The 18,859-nt window shown below is 55.2% G+C and carries 15 protein-coding genes and 1 tRNA gene; 11 read left to right on the plus strand and 5 right to left on the minus strand.

What is annotated here, in order from left to right; all coding sequences use genetic code 11:
- The first annotated feature begins 7 nt into the window (after window positions 1-7).
- The gene (locus tag ORG26_RS15435) at window positions 8-802 is read left to right on the plus strand and encodes a DUF481 domain-containing protein (RefSeq protein WP_266363283.1); all 795 of its coding nucleotides are present in this window, start codon (window positions 8-10) and stop codon (window positions 800-802) included.
- A 27-nt stretch (window positions 803-829) separates the two neighbouring features.
- On the plus strand, window positions 830-1,279 hold the full coding sequence (locus tag ORG26_RS15440) for a DMT family transporter (RefSeq protein ID WP_266363285.1): 450 nt from the start codon (window positions 830-832) through the stop codon (window positions 1,277-1,279).
- A gap of 441 nt (window positions 1,280-1,720) precedes the next feature.
- Here the strand turns inward: ORG26_RS15440 and ORG26_RS15445 are convergent, their stop codons facing one another.
- The 5 genes from ORG26_RS15445 to ORG26_RS15465 all read right to left on the minus strand — a co-directional run bounded on the left by ORG26_RS15445 (window position 1,721) and on the right by ORG26_RS15465 (window position 6,339).
- Window positions 1,721-3,655 (minus strand): ATP-dependent nuclease, encoded by a 1,935-nt coding sequence (locus tag ORG26_RS15445; protein WP_266363287.1) that lies wholly within the window; start codon window positions 3,653-3,655, stop codon window positions 1,721-1,723.
- 157 nt (window positions 3,656-3,812) lie between these two features.
- Window positions 3,813-3,886: transfer RNA gene (locus ORG26_RS15450), tRNA-Asn, on the minus strand.
- A 245-nt stretch (window positions 3,887-4,131) separates the two neighbouring features.
- On the minus strand, window positions 4,132-4,428 hold the full coding sequence (locus ORG26_RS15455; RefSeq protein WP_266363288.1) for a hypothetical protein: 297 nt from the start codon (window positions 4,426-4,428) through the stop codon (window positions 4,132-4,134).
- 82 nt (window positions 4,429-4,510) lie between these two features.
- Window positions 4,511-5,152, minus strand: a complete 642-nt coding sequence (rsmG, locus tag ORG26_RS15460) for a 16S rRNA (guanine(527)-N(7))-methyltransferase RsmG (protein WP_266363290.1) — start codon at window positions 5,150-5,152, stop codon at window positions 4,511-4,513.
- Window positions 5,149-6,339, minus strand: a complete 1,191-nt coding sequence (locus tag ORG26_RS15465) for a glycosyltransferase (protein WP_266363292.1) — start codon at window positions 6,337-6,339, stop codon at window positions 5,149-5,151. Before ORG26_RS15465 ends, rsmG begins: the two co-directional genes overlap by 4 nt.
- Before the next feature lie 166 nt (window positions 6,340-6,505).
- Between ORG26_RS15465 and tgt the strand changes: the two genes are divergently transcribed.
- From tgt to ORG26_RS15510, 9 genes are all read left to right on the plus strand, one after another.
- Window positions 6,506-7,636, plus strand: a complete 1,131-nt coding sequence (gene tgt / locus ORG26_RS15470; protein WP_266363294.1) for a tRNA guanosine(34) transglycosylase Tgt — start codon at window positions 6,506-6,508, stop codon at window positions 7,634-7,636.
- A gap of 161 nt (window positions 7,637-7,797) precedes the next feature.
- The gene (locus tag ORG26_RS15475; protein ID WP_266363296.1) at window positions 7,798-9,264 is read left to right on the plus strand and encodes an OmpA family protein; all 1,467 of its coding nucleotides are present in this window, start codon (window positions 7,798-7,800) and stop codon (window positions 9,262-9,264) included.
- Window positions 9,265-9,414: 150 nt separating this feature from the next.
- Window positions 9,415-11,769 (plus strand): SLBB domain-containing protein, encoded by a 2,355-nt coding sequence (locus ORG26_RS15480; RefSeq protein ID WP_266363298.1) that lies wholly within the window; start codon window positions 9,415-9,417, stop codon window positions 11,767-11,769.
- Between the two features lie 8 nt (window positions 11,770-11,777).
- Window positions 11,778-12,839: a Wzz/FepE/Etk N-terminal domain-containing protein gene (locus ORG26_RS15485; RefSeq protein WP_266363300.1), complete on the plus strand. Its 1,062-nt coding sequence runs from the start codon at window positions 11,778-11,780 to the stop codon at window positions 12,837-12,839.
- A complete protein-coding gene (locus ORG26_RS15490; RefSeq protein ID WP_266363302.1) occupies window positions 12,799-14,082 on the plus strand; it encodes a nucleotide sugar dehydrogenase in 1,284 nt (427 codons plus the stop codon). Before ORG26_RS15485 ends, ORG26_RS15490 begins: the two co-directional genes overlap by 41 nt.
- Window positions 14,083-15,393, plus strand: a complete 1,311-nt coding sequence (locus ORG26_RS15495) for a lipopolysaccharide biosynthesis protein (protein ID WP_266363303.1) — start codon at window positions 14,083-14,085, stop codon at window positions 15,391-15,393.
- Window positions 15,390-16,799, plus strand: coding sequence for a hypothetical protein (locus tag ORG26_RS15500; protein WP_266363306.1), 1,410 nt, complete (start codon window positions 15,390-15,392; stop codon window positions 16,797-16,799). Before ORG26_RS15495 ends, ORG26_RS15500 begins: the two co-directional genes overlap by 4 nt.
- Entirely contained in the window at window positions 16,796-17,950 is a 1,155-nt protein-coding gene (locus ORG26_RS15505; protein ID WP_266363308.1) for a glycosyltransferase family 4 protein, read from the plus strand. Before ORG26_RS15500 ends, ORG26_RS15505 begins: the two co-directional genes overlap by 4 nt.
- Window positions 17,947-18,843 (plus strand): alpha-1,2-fucosyltransferase, encoded by an 897-nt coding sequence (locus ORG26_RS15510; protein ID WP_266363310.1) that lies wholly within the window; start codon window positions 17,947-17,949, stop codon window positions 18,841-18,843. The genes ORG26_RS15505 and ORG26_RS15510 overlap by 4 nt, the downstream gene beginning before the upstream one ends.
- Window positions 18,844-18,859: the final 16 nt, after the last annotated feature.

Here is an 18,859-nt window from a genome sequence, read left to right on the forward strand (position 1 = left end):
CAGCAGGATGCTCCGCCGTTTAGCCCTGGTGGGATTGTGTCTGACCGGATGGCCCGCCCGGGCGCAACTCAACGAAAGCGACACCACCCGGCTTCAGGTTCGGGCCGCCCTGACGGGTAACTACCAGAAGGGCAACGTCGAAGTGTCCACCGTGCGGGGAAAGCTGGATGTGGTGCTTTCACCGGACCGGGTCTCGCCGGACCAGGTTTGGGTTTTCAAATCGCAGAACGCCAGTCTGTACCAGGCCTTTTACGGAGTCAAAGCGGACAACGATCTGTTCAGCCGCAACTACCTGTACTACCGTCCCGGGCGGAGGGTTTATCCGTTCGCCATCGCGTATCTGTCAACGAACTACCGCCGGAAAATTGACCTGCGGTATTTTGCCGGGGCCGGAGGGACGGGACAACTCATCCGCCGGCCCGGACACACGCTGAAACTGGCGGCGGGCGCGGTGTACGAAAGCACCCGGTTTACCGCCGCCACCTTCAACGAAACCCGCTACGACGGTTCTGAAACCATAGGCGTCTGGCGGGTAACCACCTGGCTTGGCGGGTGGCATTCCCTGTGGGACGGGCACCTGCGGCTTTACTACGACGCTTACTACCAGCCCGCTTTGTCGGACACCCGGAATTACCGCTGGCAGTACGATGTCGGGGTCGATTTTCCCGTCTGGAAAGGCTTGTCTTTCAATGCGCTCTATACCTATACCCACGAAAATGTGGTCGTGCAGCGGATACGGCCCGACGACCGCATCCTGACGGTTGGGCTGGCCTACGCCCTCCGGAAGGTCCATCGCCGCTGATACTTTAAATCCGTCAACCCCATGAAAATGAGTAACCAGTTACTGTATATCCTGCTGGCAGTAGGAGCCGGCGCCATGATTCCTTTCCAGAGCGCCATGAACACCCAGTTGGGTAAAAGTTTGCAAAGCCCGTATTTTTCGGCCCTGACCGTGTTTGTGGTGGCCGCCGTGGGTCTCGGGATTTACAACGCAGTAACGCAGCAGGCATTACCGGCTACTTCCCGGTTTGCGGAGGCGCCCGGCTGGAGTTATGTGGGCGGGGTATTGGGCGGAGCGTACATTCTCCTGATTGTCATCTGCGCGCCCCGGTTAGGAATTGGAAACGTAACCCTGATGGTTTTACTCGGGCAGGTGCTGGCGGCCCTGCTGATCGATCAGTTCGGATTACTCAACGCCCCGGTCCACGTCATCACCTGGCAACGACTGGCCGGGGTTCTGCTGGTGGTGGCCGGTGTCTATATCGTTCGGACGTACTAGGCTTTTTCAATTGCGGACGAAACTTTTGGAAAAACAGGTTTCGATTTAAGCATGAACGTTCATGTGCGGTGTAATCGATTGTTACAGGCCTACATCGAAAGGTAGGAGAAGGATGTACGGTAATACCGTGAAATGAAAATCAACCTGTTGGAAGGATAAAAAACTTGTAGAAGGGAAAAACGGACTGCGTAACTTCGCTTTTGAGCGAGTGAAGAAGAACAAGGAAACACGGTGTTATGAACCTGGTATTGGAAGCTATACACAAATCCATTATGGAATAGTTCTATAAAAAGAAGTGCCTTTACTGTGAGAAGGAGTATGAAGCTAGAAGGGTTGATAGTACGTTCTGCTGTCAGGGGTGTCAGAAGGCTCATTTAAGGCTTCGAATACAAACAACTTAACAAGAGGTGAATTCACCTCTTGTTAAGTTGTTTGTATTTACTATTTGATATTTATTTTCAATATTTTCTTTAAGAACATTGAAAGCATTTCTGTATACTCTTCTATATTTAAGTAGCTACTCAATGGATTGCCTGTACTGATTATCTTACCAATTGTTTCAATTACGCCAGCCTCCTTCTTTGAAAAAGGTGCGACTGTATAAAAGTCTTCCAATTCGCCTGAGAAAATAAATATGTTTGCAGCTCGTAGCTCCAAAATAAACTTTTTAACTTCTTCAATTAATGGATCATTTGCTAATTGAGAAATGCTCTTATATTTTCCGGAACCATAAATGGAAATAATTTTTGATTTTATAGCGTTTAATGAATTATGATAAGTTTGATTAAATTGAAGGTTTTTAAAAAATTCATTTAGTCCATCCCTTAAAAAATCAAAATCTGAAGTTGTAATATTTGCAATTCCTAATTCATCAAGTATTGCTTTGTATTTATATAATTCCCCTTTACCCCCTGTGTTTATAATTGATACATTATAGTTGTTAAGCCAATTCCTCCCTAAAATAATTTCTGAGCCATCTGTATTGACAATTGTAGTATTGCTACCTATTTCCTTTGCCGCTTCTTCTATAAAATATTTTTCAGCTCCTTCAGTTAAAATAACGGCATCTGCAAAAAACATTTCTGCGTTTTGCTTCTTTACTAAAATTTGCTTTTTCTTTGAATCATTAAAATATATATTAGTTCCAACTGTGGACACACCAGCTTTTTTGACAGAAATGATATTTTGATTATCGTAAACGGATGTTATAAACTCAGGCGAGTGAGTCGTTAAAATTACTTGATTGGAACCATCTCCAATAAAACTATTAAGACGGTCTGAGATTACCCTTCGACCGTGCGGATGTAAGTATAATTCAGGCTCTTCAATCGCAAGTAATGAATTTCCGCTATGCGCTACATTTCGAATATAGAAATCAAAAAGACCAATCAAAACAGCGCTTTGAATGCCAGCACCTTTATCTTTCAACTCACTGCTGAATCCGTCATTAACATAGATTAAAGCATTTTTGTAAACATCTTGCTTACTATCAGGATTTAATAGAAAAGAAATACTAGTGTTAGGGAATGCTACATCTATAGACTTATTAACTATTTGACTTTCTAAGTTTTGAAATACATTTTTTGACGCGTTCTTAACTATTTCAAAAGCAGACTCAAGTTGTGAATTGTTTGGACTTATATAAGCTTTTAATAATTTACCATACCAAGAGTATGATGTGATTCTAAGTTGATCTTTAGGGTCTCGAAACGCCGGTATTATAGCACTCTGTATAAGAGTTGTTCGTAGGCTACAGTTAAAGGCTAGTATCCAATTATCTTCTTTTTTTTCTTTATATAAGAAAACTAACTCTCTATTAAGTTTGCCTTCTTCTGAATAGAAGCCAATAAAAGCGATTGCAAAGAATTGTGAATTGAGAAATTCTGATTCATAAGTGCCCTTACAATATGATTTTCCGCCTATCCATCTTTTCTTAAATTCATTGTTATCTATTTTTGTTTGCCCTTCTTCAGAGCAGAAATAAAATAATTTGTTTATTGTTGATTCTGTAAAAGTATTTGTATTAACGTTAGCAAGCTCTGATGTGTCTTTCTTAGAAACATTATAAAAAGCGGTATTTTTTACTTCACTAAAATCTATATTCTCTAATTGGCCTAATTCGTTTGTCTCTCGTGTTATCTCACACCATATAAAAATTCTTTTACTTTTATCGCCACAGAAAAAATCTGATTCAGTAATATTTTCTGACCTATTGTAAGTGGGCGAGTACTCTCCCAACAGTAGATCTATAGCTTTGACGATATTGCTTTTTCCAGCATTGTTTCTACCAACTATTACATTTCTACCTTTTTGTAGTTTGATATCTAAATTTTCAATTGAGCGAAAATTTTGTATGAGTAACCTTGATAAGAACATGGATGTGTAGGAGATATTAACATTGTTGGCACTAATGCAAATATATGTTCCCATTTGCATCCTTCGATGAAGAAATTGGTTATTTTCTAAGGCTCAATTGACTTGTAACAGATGTAACAACAAAAAAGCCCCAAATCTTGCGATTTGAGGCTTTTTGCTCCCGAAGCTGGGCTCGAACCAGCGACCCTCTGATTAACAGTCAGATGCTCTAACCGACTGAGCTATTCGGGATCGTTGACGTCTCCGTCGTATTGTGGTGCAAAAGTAGAGCCGCGGCGGGATTTATGCAAGAGGTAGCGGTAAAAAATAATGAAGAATGAAGAATGAATGATGAAAATGGATTGATGACGAACGGGTTAGCACTGTAAAATTTTTTCGCACTCTGCGCTCCGCCGCACCCCCTCAGGCCCTCAGCGCTCCAAACGCCCCACTCATTATTCATTCGCCATTGCAGCCCGCCGCCGCGGTTCATTCGATCAATACCGATGCTGCGTCCCCGGCACGCGCTCCAGGATGATCTGCTTGATGGTCCGGGCGTCGCCCTTGGAGAAGTTCTTGATCACAATCTCCGGACGGGCCCGGGGCAGTACCCGGATCGTCGCGAAGAACATGCCGCTGTCGATCTCCACCCCCGAAATGTCCGAGTAAAAAACAAAATTCTCGTTGCCGCCAATCAGCTTGCGCGTCCGGAAGGTCACACCTTTGTCGTCCAGAACGACTTCGTCACGGTTGATGGGATCTTTGAAACTGCTGGAACGAAATACTTCAGCCATGTGAATAGGTTGGTAGATAGGATGGATAACAGTGACAGAGAGCTTGTAAAGCCAACGACCGATTGGCTACGCCGCAACTTAATCACTTCTTCGGAACATATACAACTTTCTTGGTTTCGAAAAACGGCTCCTCAAAGTAATCCGAAAGGTCGTAGAGCCGGTAACGGTCCTTGATCTCGGACAGCTCTTCGTCCAGTTCGCCGCCTTTCAGGTACAGAACCCCGTTGGGCAGGTCGTTGTTGCCATTTTTGTGAATCTTGTACCGCACCCAGCCCATAAACGGCTTCAGGCGCGTAACGGCCCGGCTCACCACAAAATCGTAGGTGCTGCTCAGGTGCTCCACCCGGACCTGCTCGGCCCGCACGTTGGTCAGGCCCAGCGCCGAAGCCACTTCGGTCACGACTTTGATCTTTTTGCCGATGCTGTCCACCAGGTGGAAATCGACCAGCGGAAACAGAATGGCCAGCGGAATGCCCGGAAAACCGCCGCCCGTGCCGACGTCCAGAATTTCGGTGCCCGGCTTGAACTGGATGATTTTGGCAATCGCCAGCGAGTGCAGCACGTGCTTCTCGTACAGCGCGTCGATGTCCTGACGCGAGATGACGTTGATCTGCGCGTTCCATTCCCGGTACAGATCGCCCAGCGCCGTCAGCTGCTCGATCTGCCGGTCGGTCAGGCGGGGGAAATAATGCTTGATTCGGTTTATATCTACAGTGGTACTCATCGCCACATCAGCTTGTTTTTACGCCGCGAAAATAACGTTTTTAGGCCCGCCCCGGCGAAAAACCCGGCCAGAACGACATCCATGACCGGAATGCCGACCCAGTGAACCGTACGCCCCAGCCGCCAGCTAATCCGCCCGACGACCAGCCAGAACGCCAGCAAACGCAGCAGAATGGCACCGAGGCCGATCAGCCAGAGCCCGGTTTCCCGTTCGTACAGCATTGCGGGCCAGCCGGTCCGGAGCAGGTCCGGAAGGGCCAGACCCACAATGGCCGGAGTCAGCACCCACGTCAGTACGTGCGTGAGCGATAACAGGCCGAGCCACGCTTTGTTTCGGGTCCGGTAATACCGGCCCACCGACAGATGCCGCCGCTTCTGCCGCCGCCACGTTTCCCAGGTTTCTTTCGGTTTCGATTCCGTGAAGGTTTCGGGGTAAAGGCTGACGGCCACGTTCCGGGAGGTAGCCACCTCGTTCAGAAACAGGTCGTCGTCGCCGCCCAGCACCCGCATGTGGCTGTAAAAACCCCGGTTGGCCAGAAAAAGGTCGCGGCGATACATCAGGTTGCGCCCTACCCCCATGTACGGATTTCCCGTCAGGGCGAGCGAAAAGTACTGAACCGCCGTGTACAGTGTTTCGTAGCGAATAATCCGGTTGAGCCAGCCGCGCCGCCGTTCGTAGGGCGAAAAGCCGAGGACGATTTCCTTCACCGGGTCGGCCAGGTGCGCCGCCATGCCCGCCAGCCAGCGGTCCGAAGCCGGGCGGCAGTCGGCGTCGGTGAGCAGCACGGTGTCGTACACGGCCTTCCGGATGCCGATGGTCAGGGCGTATTTCTTGGGCGTCACGTGCTCGTGTTCGCGGTCGATGTGGAAGAACCGCAGCCGCGGAAACTGGCCCGCCACTTCTTCCAGCCAGTCGCGGGTGCCGTCGCCAGAACGATCGTTCATGACAATGATTTCGAAGGCCGGGTACTGCTGGGCATCCAGCAGCGGAATGAGTTCCTGCAGGTTGGCCAGTTCGTTCCAGGCGCAGACAATGATGGAAACGCCCGGCGTGTAAGCGCCTACCGAAGGTTCATCCGGCAGCGAAACCGGGTCCTGGTAAAAGGCCGTCCGGGAAAAAATAAAAAGAATGTAAAGTAGCTGAATGCCAGCCAGTAGCAGAAAGACAGCCAGAAGGAGTGAAGTCACGGACGGGTAGAGTGATTAACCAAATAGCGTACGGATTGAATACTTTTGCAAAAGTACAGGAAAGTTTGACGTGTAAAGTTTAAGGTTGAACGTTTAACGTGGTTTAATCTTGAACAAGCCCGAATGGACACCTTACACGTTAAACCTTAAACTTTACACGCCGATAATGACATTCAGCATAGAAACGACCGATCCGGGTTCCAAAGCCCGCATCGGGTTACTGACGACCGACCACGGACCGGTTCAGACGCCCATTTTCATGCCCGTCGGGACGGCCGGGACGGTGAAAGCGGTACACCAGCGCGAACTCGTGCAGGACGTGAACGCGGAAATTATTCTGGGAAACACCTACCACCTGTACCTGCGTCCCGGTCTGGACATTCTCGAACGGGCGGGCGGCCTCCACGCCTTCAACGGCTGGCAGCGGCCCATCCTGACCGACAGCGGCGGTTATCAGGTGTATTCGCTGTCGAACACGCGCAAGATCAAGGAAGAGGGCGTTACGTTTAAATCCCACATCGACGGTTCCAAACACATCTTCACGCCGGAAGGCGTCATGGACATCCAGCGGACCATCGGAGCCGACATCATCATGGCCTTCGACGAGTGTACGCCTTACCCCTGCGAATACGGCTATGCGCGCGAATCGATGGAAATGACCCACCGCTGGCTGCGCCGTTGCATCGATCGTTTCGACGGTACGCCGCCCAAATACGGCTATCAGCAAACCCTTTTTCCCATCGTGCAGGGCAGTACCTATAAAGATTTGCGCATCCAGTCGGCAGAATTCATCGCCAGCCAGGAGCGGGAGGGAAACGCCATCGGCGGCCTGGCCGTGGGCGAACCGGCCGAAGAAATGTACCGGACCATCGAAGTCGTCAATGCAATTCTGCCGTTGGATAAACCCCGTTATCTGATGGGCGTCGGCACGCCGGAAAACATTCTGGAAGGCATCGCACGGGGCGTGGATATGTTCGACTGCGTCATGCCGACCCGCAACGCCCGGCACGGCATTCTCTTTACTACACAGGGGATTATCAACATCAAAAACGAAAAGTGGAAGGACGATTTCAGCCCGATCGACCCCGGACTGGAAGGCTACGCCAGCAGCTTTTATACGAAGGCGTACGTGCGACACCTCTTCAAGGCCGAAGAATTACTTTCGGGGCAGGTAGCCAGTCTGCAGAACCTGACGTTCTACCTCTGGCTGGTGCGCCAGGCCAGGGAGCATATCCGCGCCGGAACCTTCGTAAACTGGAAAAATAGCCTTATTCCGACCCTCATGCAGCGGCTTTAATTTTCGATGATACGGCCCAAACAATGCCAATACTATCTTGTTTGTAAACTAAATGAATTTCTATAGCTTTGCGGCAACCCGGTTGGGAGCCACGATGAAAGCTGCATATGTCCGAAAACCACACTGTTAACATTCAACTACCAAACAATAACCTGTTAAGTATGAAAAAAGTATCCTTGTTTGTGAAGGCTGCGGGGCTGGCTCTGCTGGCATCGGCTGGCGCTTTTGCCCAGTACAACCCGAAAGCTTCTTATGAGGGTCCTGCCAAACTGAATACCTGGTCGGTATCCATTCACGGTGGTCCAACCCAATTCTTTGGAGACCTGAGAGAATATGACTTTTATCCGGTAGGCCAGACAAATATTGACAGCTACAACGAACGGCGCTCGGCTTTTGTCGGAGTGGCGGTCGGCAAGCAGCTTTCGCACCTGTTTGGGCTGCAACTGGGAGGCAGCTTTGGAAATCTCGTCGGAATGAAACGCCGGATTTACAACTCCTACTTCCGTTCGAACTTCATCCAGGGCGATCTGACGGCCAGCGTCAACCTGAAAAGCCTGCTGTTTGGCGTCAACAAAATGAAACGCTGGAAAATGGACGCTTACGGCGGCGTGGGCGTTCTCGGCTTTAAATCGACCGCCTACGAACTCGGTACGGGCCGCGTCCGCCGCTTTACCAAGAACAACCTCGGCGACGGCGTCCTGCGGGAAGCCGGTTACGAAGCCGACTGGGTGATTCCGGTGGGGTTTGCGGTGCATTACGAACTGAGCCCGCGCTTTGACTTGGGGCTGGATTTCCGGGTTAACCACGTCAACACGGAGCGTCTGGACGCTACCATCGGCGGTCAGGAAAACAACACCAGCGTCTTCGACCTGTCGGGCGCCCGCGGGGCTTTTGACAACCAGCTCACCCGCCGCGGTAACTCGGCCCTCGACAAGTACGGCTACGGGGCGTTTATGCTGACCTACAAACTCGGCAAGCGCGCCATCCGCGTTCAGAAAGTGAACGGCAAGTACGAATACGACACCACGCAGGGCGTTTACCACCTGCGCTGGACCGATCCGCGGAGCCTCATCAAGCCGCCGGTCATCCTGACGCTCGAACAGATCGACTCCGTGGCCAAAGCCAACCGCCCGAAAGACATCGACCCGCGCCTGCTGACCGATACGGACAACGACGGCGTTTCGGACTACTTCGACCGTCAGCCCAACACACCGGCCGGTAGCATCGTTTCCGGTGCCGGGGAAGCCATCGACTTCGACAAGTACGTAAGCGCCGCGCTGCCGGGAGTAGCCTGCGCCGAAATCTTCGCCAACGTGCAGTTTGATACCGACAAGAACATTATCAAGCCGCAGTACCACGAAATGCTGAACCGGGTGGTGGAACTGATGAACAAAACGCAGTGCCGCCTGCAACTCTCCGGTCACGCCGACCGCCGGGCTTCGGACCGGTACAACGTAGCCCTGTCGCGCCGCCGCGTGGAAGCCGTTCGGAACTACCTCGTTCAGGCCGGTCTGAACGACGCAAACCGGATCGTGATCGACTACTTTGGCTCGTTCAAGCCGGTTGGAGACAACTCCCGCCCGGGTCTGCAGAAGAACCGTCGTGTCGAACTCCGCCTGGTTCCGTAAGCGCGTAAATACTTAAAATTGAAAGAAAAAGCCCCGGAGGTGTTACCTTCCGGGGCTTTTTCCGTCTAAAATAGCAATTCTGATAATTCGTCCCCCAAAACCAGAACGTCTTATCGGTCACGAGCCACCATAACTTTACCATCCGTACCCGTGCCCTTCATCTCTCCGGAAAACTGCGTCGGTAGTCGGCGGATCACCGCGGTTTTGCTGGTACTGTTTCAAACCTGCTGCTTCGTGAGCCACGCGCAGAAACGGGCGGAGTTGACGCCGGAACAACTGCGGCAGTTTGTGCTGAGTGCCAAAGCCAGCGGCCTGACCGAAAAGCAGATGGAGGACCTGGCGCGCACGCGCGGGTTTACCGCCGCCGACCTGACCGAACTGCGTCAGCGGCTGGAAAGTGAACAGAAGCCGCAGTCCGTCGAAAGCCCGGCTCCGCCGGTTTCGCGCACGCTGCCGGCGGACCTCACGCCGCCGGTTCCCCTGTCCAGCAAAAAGCCCGACGAACCGACCCAAGTACCCGTCTTTGGCGCGGCCCTGTTTTCGGGCAGTTCGCTCACTTTCGAACCCAATTTGCGTCTGGCCACCCCGCGAAACTACCAGCTGGGTCCGGATGATGAGCTACAGATTGAAATTTACGGCAACGCCCAGCATTCCTATCGTCCCAAAATCAGTCCCGAAGGCACCATCCGGCTCGAAAGCCTGAGCCCGATCTTCGTCAGTGGCCTGACCATCGAACAGGCCGAACAGCGGATTGTCGGGCGTCTGCGCCAGCTTTTTGCGGGCCTGAACACGGCCGCCGCGGGCGTCTATGCGCAGGTAACGCTGGGCAACATCCGGAGCATTAAGGTGACGCTGATGGGGCAGGTGGTCAAGCCCGGAACGTACACGCTTTCTTCGCTGGCGACCGTTTTCAATGCCCTGTACGCCGCCGGTGGGCCGGATGCCGAACGGGGTTCCTTCCGGGATATCCGCGTGATTCGCGGGAATCGCCTCGTCCGCACGCTCGATATTTACGCGTTCCTGCTGCGCGCCGACCAGACCGACAACATCCGTTTGCAGGATCAGGACATTGTGCTGGTCAATCACTACGATACCCGGATCGAACTGGCGGGCGAAGTCCGGCAGCCGGGATTGTACGAACTGCGAAAAGGGGAGACGCTGCGCCATGCCCTGGCCTTTGCGGGCGGGTACACCGACAAAGCCTATACCGCCTCGCTGACGCTGAGACGAGCGACAGACCGGGAACTGGAAATCGGGACCCTGACGGCGGCCGAAGTTCCTTCGTTTGTGCCCCGCCGGGGCGATCGGTACTGGGTCGGGGCGATTCTCGACCGGTACGAGAACCGGGTGAGCATCCGGGGCGCCGTTTTCCGGCCGGGAGAATACGCACTGAATAGAACCCAGACCCTTGCCGGCCTGATCAGATCGGCCGAAGGACTTCGGGAGGACGCCTTCCTGTCCCGGGCAACGGTTCGCCGCCTGCGCCCCAACCTGGACCCCGAAATCCTTTCCGTCGATCTGGGGCGGCTCATGCGGGGCGAAACTGCCGACCTGCCGTTGCAACGGGAGGACGAGGTGGTGGTGCAGTCGGTAAGTGATGTACGCGAGCGGCGGACCGTCCGGATCGAAGGAGCCGTAAACCGGCCCGGCGAGTTTCTGTTCGCCGACAGCCTGACGGTCGCCAGTCTGGTTCTGCTGGCCGGCGGATTTCAGGAAGGAGCCACGGCTTCCCGGATCGAAATTGCCCGTCGGGTGAAGGACGATACCACCGGACTGCCTTCCGGTCAGGATGTGCGGCTGATACAACTGGAACTGGACGAAAGCCTGCGTCTCACCGAAGCCGACGCGCATCGGGTGCTGAAGCCGTTCGACGAAGTATTTGTCCGAAGATCACCCCGTTACGAACCCCAGCGGAAAGTGTACATCGGGGGCGAAGTGACGTATCCGGGCACGTACGTGATTCGCGATAAAAACGAGCGCATTGCCGACCTGATTCATCGGGCTGGCGGTGTCCGGCCGGGGGCTTTTCTGGCGGCGGCCCGGTTCAATCGGCTTGGCGAACCGATTTCGGTAAATTTACAGCAAGTGCTTGCCGAGCCATCGGTGACGGGCAATCTGCTGCTGCTGGCGGGCGATTCGCTGGTTATTCCGCGTCGGGTAGAAACCGTCCGCATCACCGGGGCCGTCCTGACGCCGGTCACGGTTGATTTCAATCCCGAAAAATCACTCCGGTCGTACATCGACGAAGCCGGAGGATTTCGCCGCGAAGCCCGGCGGGGCCAGACCTACGTGACGTATGCCAACGGCAGGATCGGTCGTACCCGGCACGTTCTTTGGGTACGAAACTACCCGAAACCCGAACCCGGTATGGTGCTGACGGTACCTGCCCGGCCGTCAAAAGACGAAAAAAGACTAACCCCGACCGAACGGATCGCCCTTGCCACCGGCCTGACTTCGCTGGTTGCCGTGCTGCTGACCGTAGTCCGAATGGCGGGAGGACAATAACTGGAGCAATGGGGAAGACGCAGCCGATCACATTCAGCCTCATCGTCGCTACGGCCTGGCGGGAACGCCGGACGCTGGCGGCAGGCACGCTCTTGGCGGCTTTAGTGGGGGTGGTGTATGCGCTGCTGGCCCCGGTCGAGTACGTTTCGGAGGTTCGGATCATGCCGGAGCTACAGGCCCGGTCGGCTCTGAATCTGAAGCGGTTTGGTGCTTTGGCCGAAATGGCGGGCATTGATCTTCCGGCCGTGGGCAGCACCGAAGCCATTCGGCCGGATTTGTACCCGGATGTGCTGAAAAGCACCCCGTTTACGCTGTTCCTGCTGAACCAGCCGGTCGTCAGTGCCGACCAGCGCCGCCATCGGTCGCTGGCCACATACCTGACGGTCGGCTCGCCGGACTGGCTGGCCGACCTGCTGGGCCGCGAGGAAATTCGGGTTCCGCTGCCGGGGGGCGAGTCGGCCCGGTTGCGTTTGAGCCGGGAGCAGGAAGAACTGGTCAGCGAGGTAAAAGAACGGGTGCTGTCGGATCTGGACAAGCAGACGGGTATTATCATCATCCGGGTTAAAATGCCGGACGCGGAAATTGCCGCGCAGGTAAATCAGTTCGCTGTGAATTATTTAACCCGTTATGTGATTGATTATAGGACAGAGAAGTCGAGGCAGGATCTGGCATTTTTGCGGCAGCGGCAGCAGGAAGCCCGGCACCGGTACGAACGCGCGATGCTGAACCTGACCGGCTACAAAGACCGCAACCGCTATCTGGTGAGCCAGGTGGCGGGCGTTGAAGAACGAAAATTACAGGCCGAATTTGATCTGGCACAAACGTTAGTAAATAGCATTACCCACGACTACGAACAGGTGCGGCTGAAGGTACAGGAGGAAACGCCCATTCTGAAGGTGCTGGAACCTCCCCAGGTGCCGACTCGCCGCAGTGCGCCCCGGCGAACCCGCCTCGTTCTGCTGTTTGGCCTGCTGGGCGGACTGGGCAGTCTGGCGTGGGTAACAGGAAAGAATGTCAACCAAAACAAATATGAGCAAGTTAGTGGAATCACAGGTGCCCGTATCGGGTAAAATTGCCATTGTCGGACTCGGTTATGTTGGTCTGCCCTTAGCGATTGAGTTCGGAAAAAAATACGACGTCGTTGGCTATGATATTAACAGCCAGCGCGTGGCCGAACTTCAGCAGGGTATCGACAAAACCCGGGAAGCTGATGCGGCAGCCCTCCGGTCGGCAACCAGCCTGCGTTTTTCCAGCAGCAAGGCGGATATCGCCGACTGCACCATTTTCATCGTAACGGTTCCCACACCCGTTGACGTTTATAAAAAACCGGATTTACGGCCCCTGCTGAGTGCGACCCGCGACATCGGTACCGTGCTGAAAAAAGGCGATCTGGTCATCTACGAATCGACCGTGTACCCGGGCTGTACGGAAGAAGACTGCGTTCCGGTGCTGGAAAAGGAATCCGGCCTGGTCTACAACGTGGACTTTTTCTGCGGCTACTCGCCCGAACGGATTAATCCCGGCGATAAGATTCACACGCTGACGACCATCAAAAAAGTGACCTCCGGCTCCACGCCCGAAATTGCCCGCTTTGTGGACGATCTGTACAGCTCCATCGTAACGGCCGGCACGCACCTGGCGGCATCGATCAAGGTGGCCGAGGCGTCCAAAGCGATTGAAAATGCCCAGCGCGATGTCAACATTTCGTTTGTGAACGAACTGGCGCTGATGTTCGACCGCATGGGAATTGATACCAACGACGTGCTGGAAGCCGCCGGAACGAAGTGGAACTTCCTGCCTTTCCGGCCCGGTCTGGTGGGCGGGCACTGCATCGGCGTTGACCCCTACTACCTGCTGCATAAGGCGGAGAGCCTCGGCTATTATCCGCAGGTTATCCTGTCGGGCCGCCGAATCAACGATGCAATGGGTGTTTTTGTCGCTTCCAAGATGGTCAAGCTGATGATTCGTAAAGAACAGGCCATCAACGGCGCGCGGGTACTGCTGCTGGGAATCACGTTCAAGGAAAACTGCCCGGACATCCGGAACTCCCGCGTCATCGACATTTACACCGAACTGACGCAGTTTGGCATTCAGGTCGATGTATATGACCCGTGGGCCAACCCGGAGGAAGTAAAGCATGAATACGGCATCGACCTGATCGACGAGCCGACCGGAACGTACGACGGTATCATTGTGGCCGTCTCGCACAAGCAGTTCCGGAGCCTGAATTATGACGCCCTGCGCACTGAAAAGACGGTCGTCTACGATCTGAAGGCCATGCTGGAAAAGGATCTGGTGGACAGTCGCCTGTAAATGAGGGTCGGGTTCCATACCGTTACGGAGGCTCTGCGGGGCCTGCCCTACCGCCTGCTGCTGGGTTATGGGCTGTTTGTGGGGGTTAATCAGGCCATGCCCCTGCTGATTGGCCAGCGCATTTCCCAGTTGCATTCGGTAGAAAGCGTCGGCGTGCATGCGCTGCTGCTGGGCTACGTGGCGGTATGGACCGTTCTGACCACCCTGGGCGCGCCGCCCGCGCTGATCCGCTATCTTTCCCGCCCCGATTCCCCCGAAAAGGCCGCTTACCTGACGGCGACGCTGGCGCTGGTGGTCGGTGCCGGTGGTCTGGTAAGCGGATTTCTTCACGCTTTGCCGGAACCCGTCGGGAGCTTCTTTTTCCCGGCGAAGCTGATGACTCCGGAACTGCTGGCACTGGCGCACGGCTATCTGATTCTGTTCTCCGTCGAAACGGTCCTGACGGCTGCGCTGGTCGCTTACCGACGGTATTCTGCGTTGCTGGGAATGGCCGCCTGCCGCACTGCCGTTGTGGCTTTGCTGCTCTTTGGGTCCCGGCCCGGACTTGAACAAATCTGGTGGATTCTCGACGGAAGCTCGTTCGGGTTCTGTTTGTGCAGTTTTCTGGTTCTTGCCATTGAAAAAGACGGCCTTTCGTTTGCTTGTTTAAGCAATAGACAATTTCGCCTTGTCCTTTCGGACTGCCAGCCGCTCCTCCTTGCTTCGCTGCTGGTCAGTTCGGCCACCTTCGCGAGTGTCCGGCTGGTGGCCAGTTGGCCGGGAGGAGTGGCGGCGGTGGGGTTTTACACGCTTTGCCGGCAACTGTCCAACCTGAACAGTACGCTGGTCAACCAGTTCAATCAGGCTCTTTTTCCGTTGTGGAATGCCCTGTACGGGAGCCAGGGTTATCGTCCGCTGCTGCGGAATAGTTTTGTCATGGGGCTGTTGCTGGCCGTTATGGGTTGTCTGGTTTTGCTGCTGGCCGGACCGCTGATCTTCAGGGCCTACGGCTGGGCGCCAACGTGGACAAACAGAGTAGTGTACTGGCTGACCATCTTCGGCGGCGTTCCTGCGGTGCTGAATCAGTTTTACGGAAACGAACTGCTGGTCAAAGGCCGCTACCGGGTCCGGCTGACGGCCGATCTGCTTTTCTCACTGGTGCTGGTCGGAATCTGCGGCCTGCTCGCGCCCGGGTTGCCCGATTTCAGTCTGGTGCTTGCTCATCTGCTGGGGCTGGGATGTGCGGTCGGCTTTCTGGGGTGGGTCCGGAAACGAAAAGCGCGGTTGAAGCGGGCAGCAAATGGGGACGTTAGCTTAACCGGCGCCCGATGATGCTCAGCAAACCCAGCCTTCGTCAGACCGAAAGACTCAGTAGCCTCTCGCTGCTCCTGCTGACCCTTTTTTATCTGGGGCTGACCGTTGACGAGTTCCCGAACGATGGAGTTGGACCGACAATGTGCGTCCTTCCGCTTCTGTTCTGGACGGCGCAAAGCTGGTTTCCGGCGTTTCGAAGCGATCCGGAGCTGTTGACGCCCAAAAACGTCATGCTGTTTATTTTTTTGAATAAGCTGGTCCTGATTCCGTTCGAAATCATCATCTGGGGCAATCTAGCTCCTAAATTTGAACCGCTGAAAAGTCCAATGCAAACCGAAGTAGGAGTCGTTGGACTGGCCTTTTTCGCGTTTGTGATGGGGTGGGCGTACCGCGCCCGGCAAAAGCCAGGGTCGCCCGACCCGGCACAACCCGGGAACGGGCGGGGCAGGCTGGCGTGGGGTTATCTGGGAATCGGGGTTTGGGCGGTTCTCTTCCAGTACGGTTCTCTAACGGGGTATTTTTCCCGGGCCATTCTGAAGGAATCGGCCGAAACGTTCAATCTGGAGGCGGGCGGTAGTCTGCTGGGGCTGCTGGCCAACCTCGGAGCCCGGTTTCTGCCCTTTGCGGTGATGCTTTTCTGGCTGAATGATAAGCGGGACGAACCGCCTTCCTGCCCGCGAAACCTCGTTTTTACCGGCTTATGCCTGCTGGCGTCGCTGCACAGCAACCGGGCCAACATTCTGTATCCGGTGCTGACCTTCGCCGGGGTGGCGTTCGGGGCGTGGCGGGTGCGGCACAAACTGCTGGTGCTGCTGCTGGCCGTTCCGGCGATTGTGCTGGTCTTTTTCTTCGGACTGGTCCGGTCGCTGCGGGAGTTTGCCTGGAGCGAGGTGCCCGGTCTGATTCGCCTGTTTATCGAGAACATCAGCTACGTCCCGATGGCCCATCAGGTCTATTTTGGAACGCCTTACCAGATAACACCGCTCCTGCGGGTCAATGCCGACTTCTACGGCCCCACGCTGCTTTCGTCTTTCCTGTTTCCCGTGCCGGTCCTCGGCAAATCCTTCCGGGACACCAGCGGCGTCATGGTCTACAACGGGGAGATTTACGGGACGGTCATCCACCCCGATCAGGTGATTCCGGTCAGCGGCGAATTTTATTACAACGGAGGATTCCCGGCGGTATTCCTGAGCCATCTGGCAATCGGCTACGCTTATTGCTTTCTCGATCAGCGGTTCAAACAAAATCTTGGCGCAAACCAAGCGTCTGCCTTCGCCTGGTTTTATCTGGCGCTGCTCTTCAACGCGACGATTTTTCTCAGTCTTTCCGTTCTGGTGCAGTTCCTGATTTATTCGGCCGCCCCGGCTTTGCTGCTGTTGCTGATTAACCGGTTTTATTCCCCACTTGCTGCCGCCCGCTCATGAACATTCTGCTGATCGGCCAATCCTACTGGCCCAGAAAAAATGGAATCTCAACGGTCCTGACGACGCTGGCCGAGGGCCTTGCCCGGCGCGGCCATGCGGTGGACGTGGCGACCGAACACGAACCTGCCCGACAGGCGACAACGCATCGGGGCGTGCGGATTCATTCGTTTCGGGTCAGCGGCAACGGCATGACGGGCATGCGGGGCGAGGTGGCGGCGTTCCGGCAATTTGTCGAAGCCGGTTGCTGGGACCTTCAGCACCACCACGCCTGCCAGATCTGGTCCTTCGACGCTCTGGCCGACTGGCTGCCTCGCCGCCAACGGCCGGTGGTCGTAACGCCGCACGGGTTTTCCCAACTGAACAACCCCGCCTGGCGACCGTATTTTGAGCAGTTCCGGCAACTGCTGGAGCATGTGGATGCGGTGACCTGTCTTTCCGAAACGTTTGAAGAAGTGCCTTTTCTGAAACGCCTGGGCTACGCCCGCTACGAGGTGATCGGCAACGGGGTCGATCGGGACGAGGTCGAGAAATTGCCGGTCCGGAATCTCCGCCGCGACTGGGGCCTGAGCGGCCGTTTCTGGACGCTGAACGTCTCGAATCATCTCCGGCTCAAAGGCCACCGCACGCTGTACGACCTTGCCCGGCGAGTGCCCGACATAGAGGTAGTCAACGTTGGCAACCCGCACTATCCCGAGCGGTTTGGCCTCGGCAGGCTTGGGCTGAAGTCGCCCTGCACCTACGAATGTGCCCTGCAGGCGAAACTGATTCCCAATTTCTGGACAAAACCCGGTTCCGACCGGCAAACCGTGCTGAGTGCCTACCGACAGGCCGACGTGTTTGTGCTGCCCTCTACGCGCGAAGCCTCGCCCGTGGTGCTGCTGGAGGCGATGGCGGCGGGCCTGCCCTGGGTTTCGTTCGACGTGGGCGACGTGCGGGAGCATCGCGGGGGACTCGTGGTTTCCTCCGTTGAAGAAATGGCGGAAGCGGTGCAGGCCATTCGGCACGATAGGGCTCTGGCGCGAGGGTTAGCGGAGGCGGGCGCTTCCCACGTCCGGACTCGTCACGATCTGGAGAAAATCGTTGGGCAATACGCGGCTCTTTATCAACGGCTTGTTGCCCTCCGGCTTCCGGTCCGAATCAAGGCATCATGATCGTCACCGAGTTGAACGGCGGACTGGGCAACCAGCTTTTCCAGTACGCGCTGGGGCGGTACCTGGCCGAAAGGCATCGGACGGAGCTTTGGCTGGACAATGGATTTCTGTTGCAGCAGTCCAGCGGCCCGGACTCGTCGGCGCGCCGGACCTTTGCCCTGGATGGGTTTACCATCGACCCCAAAATGGCTCCGTCGGCCGTTACCCGCCGGTATGGTCTCCGGCCGACCCGGGCGGGGCGGGTTTGGGGGCGGGTCAGAAACACCTTTTTCAACCGGGGACCGCTTACGTACCTGGCCGAGCGGACGCCTTTTCGGGCTGATTCGCGCGTGTTGCAGGCCCCCGACAACAGCTACCTGAGCGGGTACTGGCAAAGCCGGGCCTACGTGGACCCCATCGCGGCCGTGCTCCGGCAGGAACTGGTTTTTCGGGAAGCCTTACCCCCGGTCGCCGGAGAACTGGCCGAACAGATTCGCGGGGCCGAAGCCGTCTGCCTGCACGTCCGGCGGGGCGATTTTGTGAATAATGCCCGCCATCAGGTCACCGAGCCGGCTTATTTCTACCGGGCCGAAGAGGTGCTGAAACAGCGGCTGGAGCGGCCGACGCTTTTTGTCTTTTCGGATGATATGGACTGGTGCCGAACGAACCTGCGCTTTCGGCTGCCCGCCGTGTACGCCGCCGAAGAGCACAGCCTTCCGGGCGGACCGATTCATTTTCAGCTGATGACCTTATGTCGGCATTTTGTCATTCCAAATAGCACCTTTTCGTGGTGGGCGGCTTTTCTCGGCCGTAAGGCGGATTCGCTGGTGGTCGCGCCGCGCCTCTGGCTGCGTGAAAAAGGCCGGAGCGTGACGGCCCCGGAATTGAAATACCCGCACTGGATAGAACTGTAGGCCCACTAATCGACAA

Origin of the sequence: Tellurirhabdus rosea, assembly GCF_026278345.1 — a bacterium.
Lineage (GTDB): Bacteria > Bacteroidota > Bacteroidia > Cytophagales > Spirosomataceae > Tellurirhabdus > Tellurirhabdus rosea.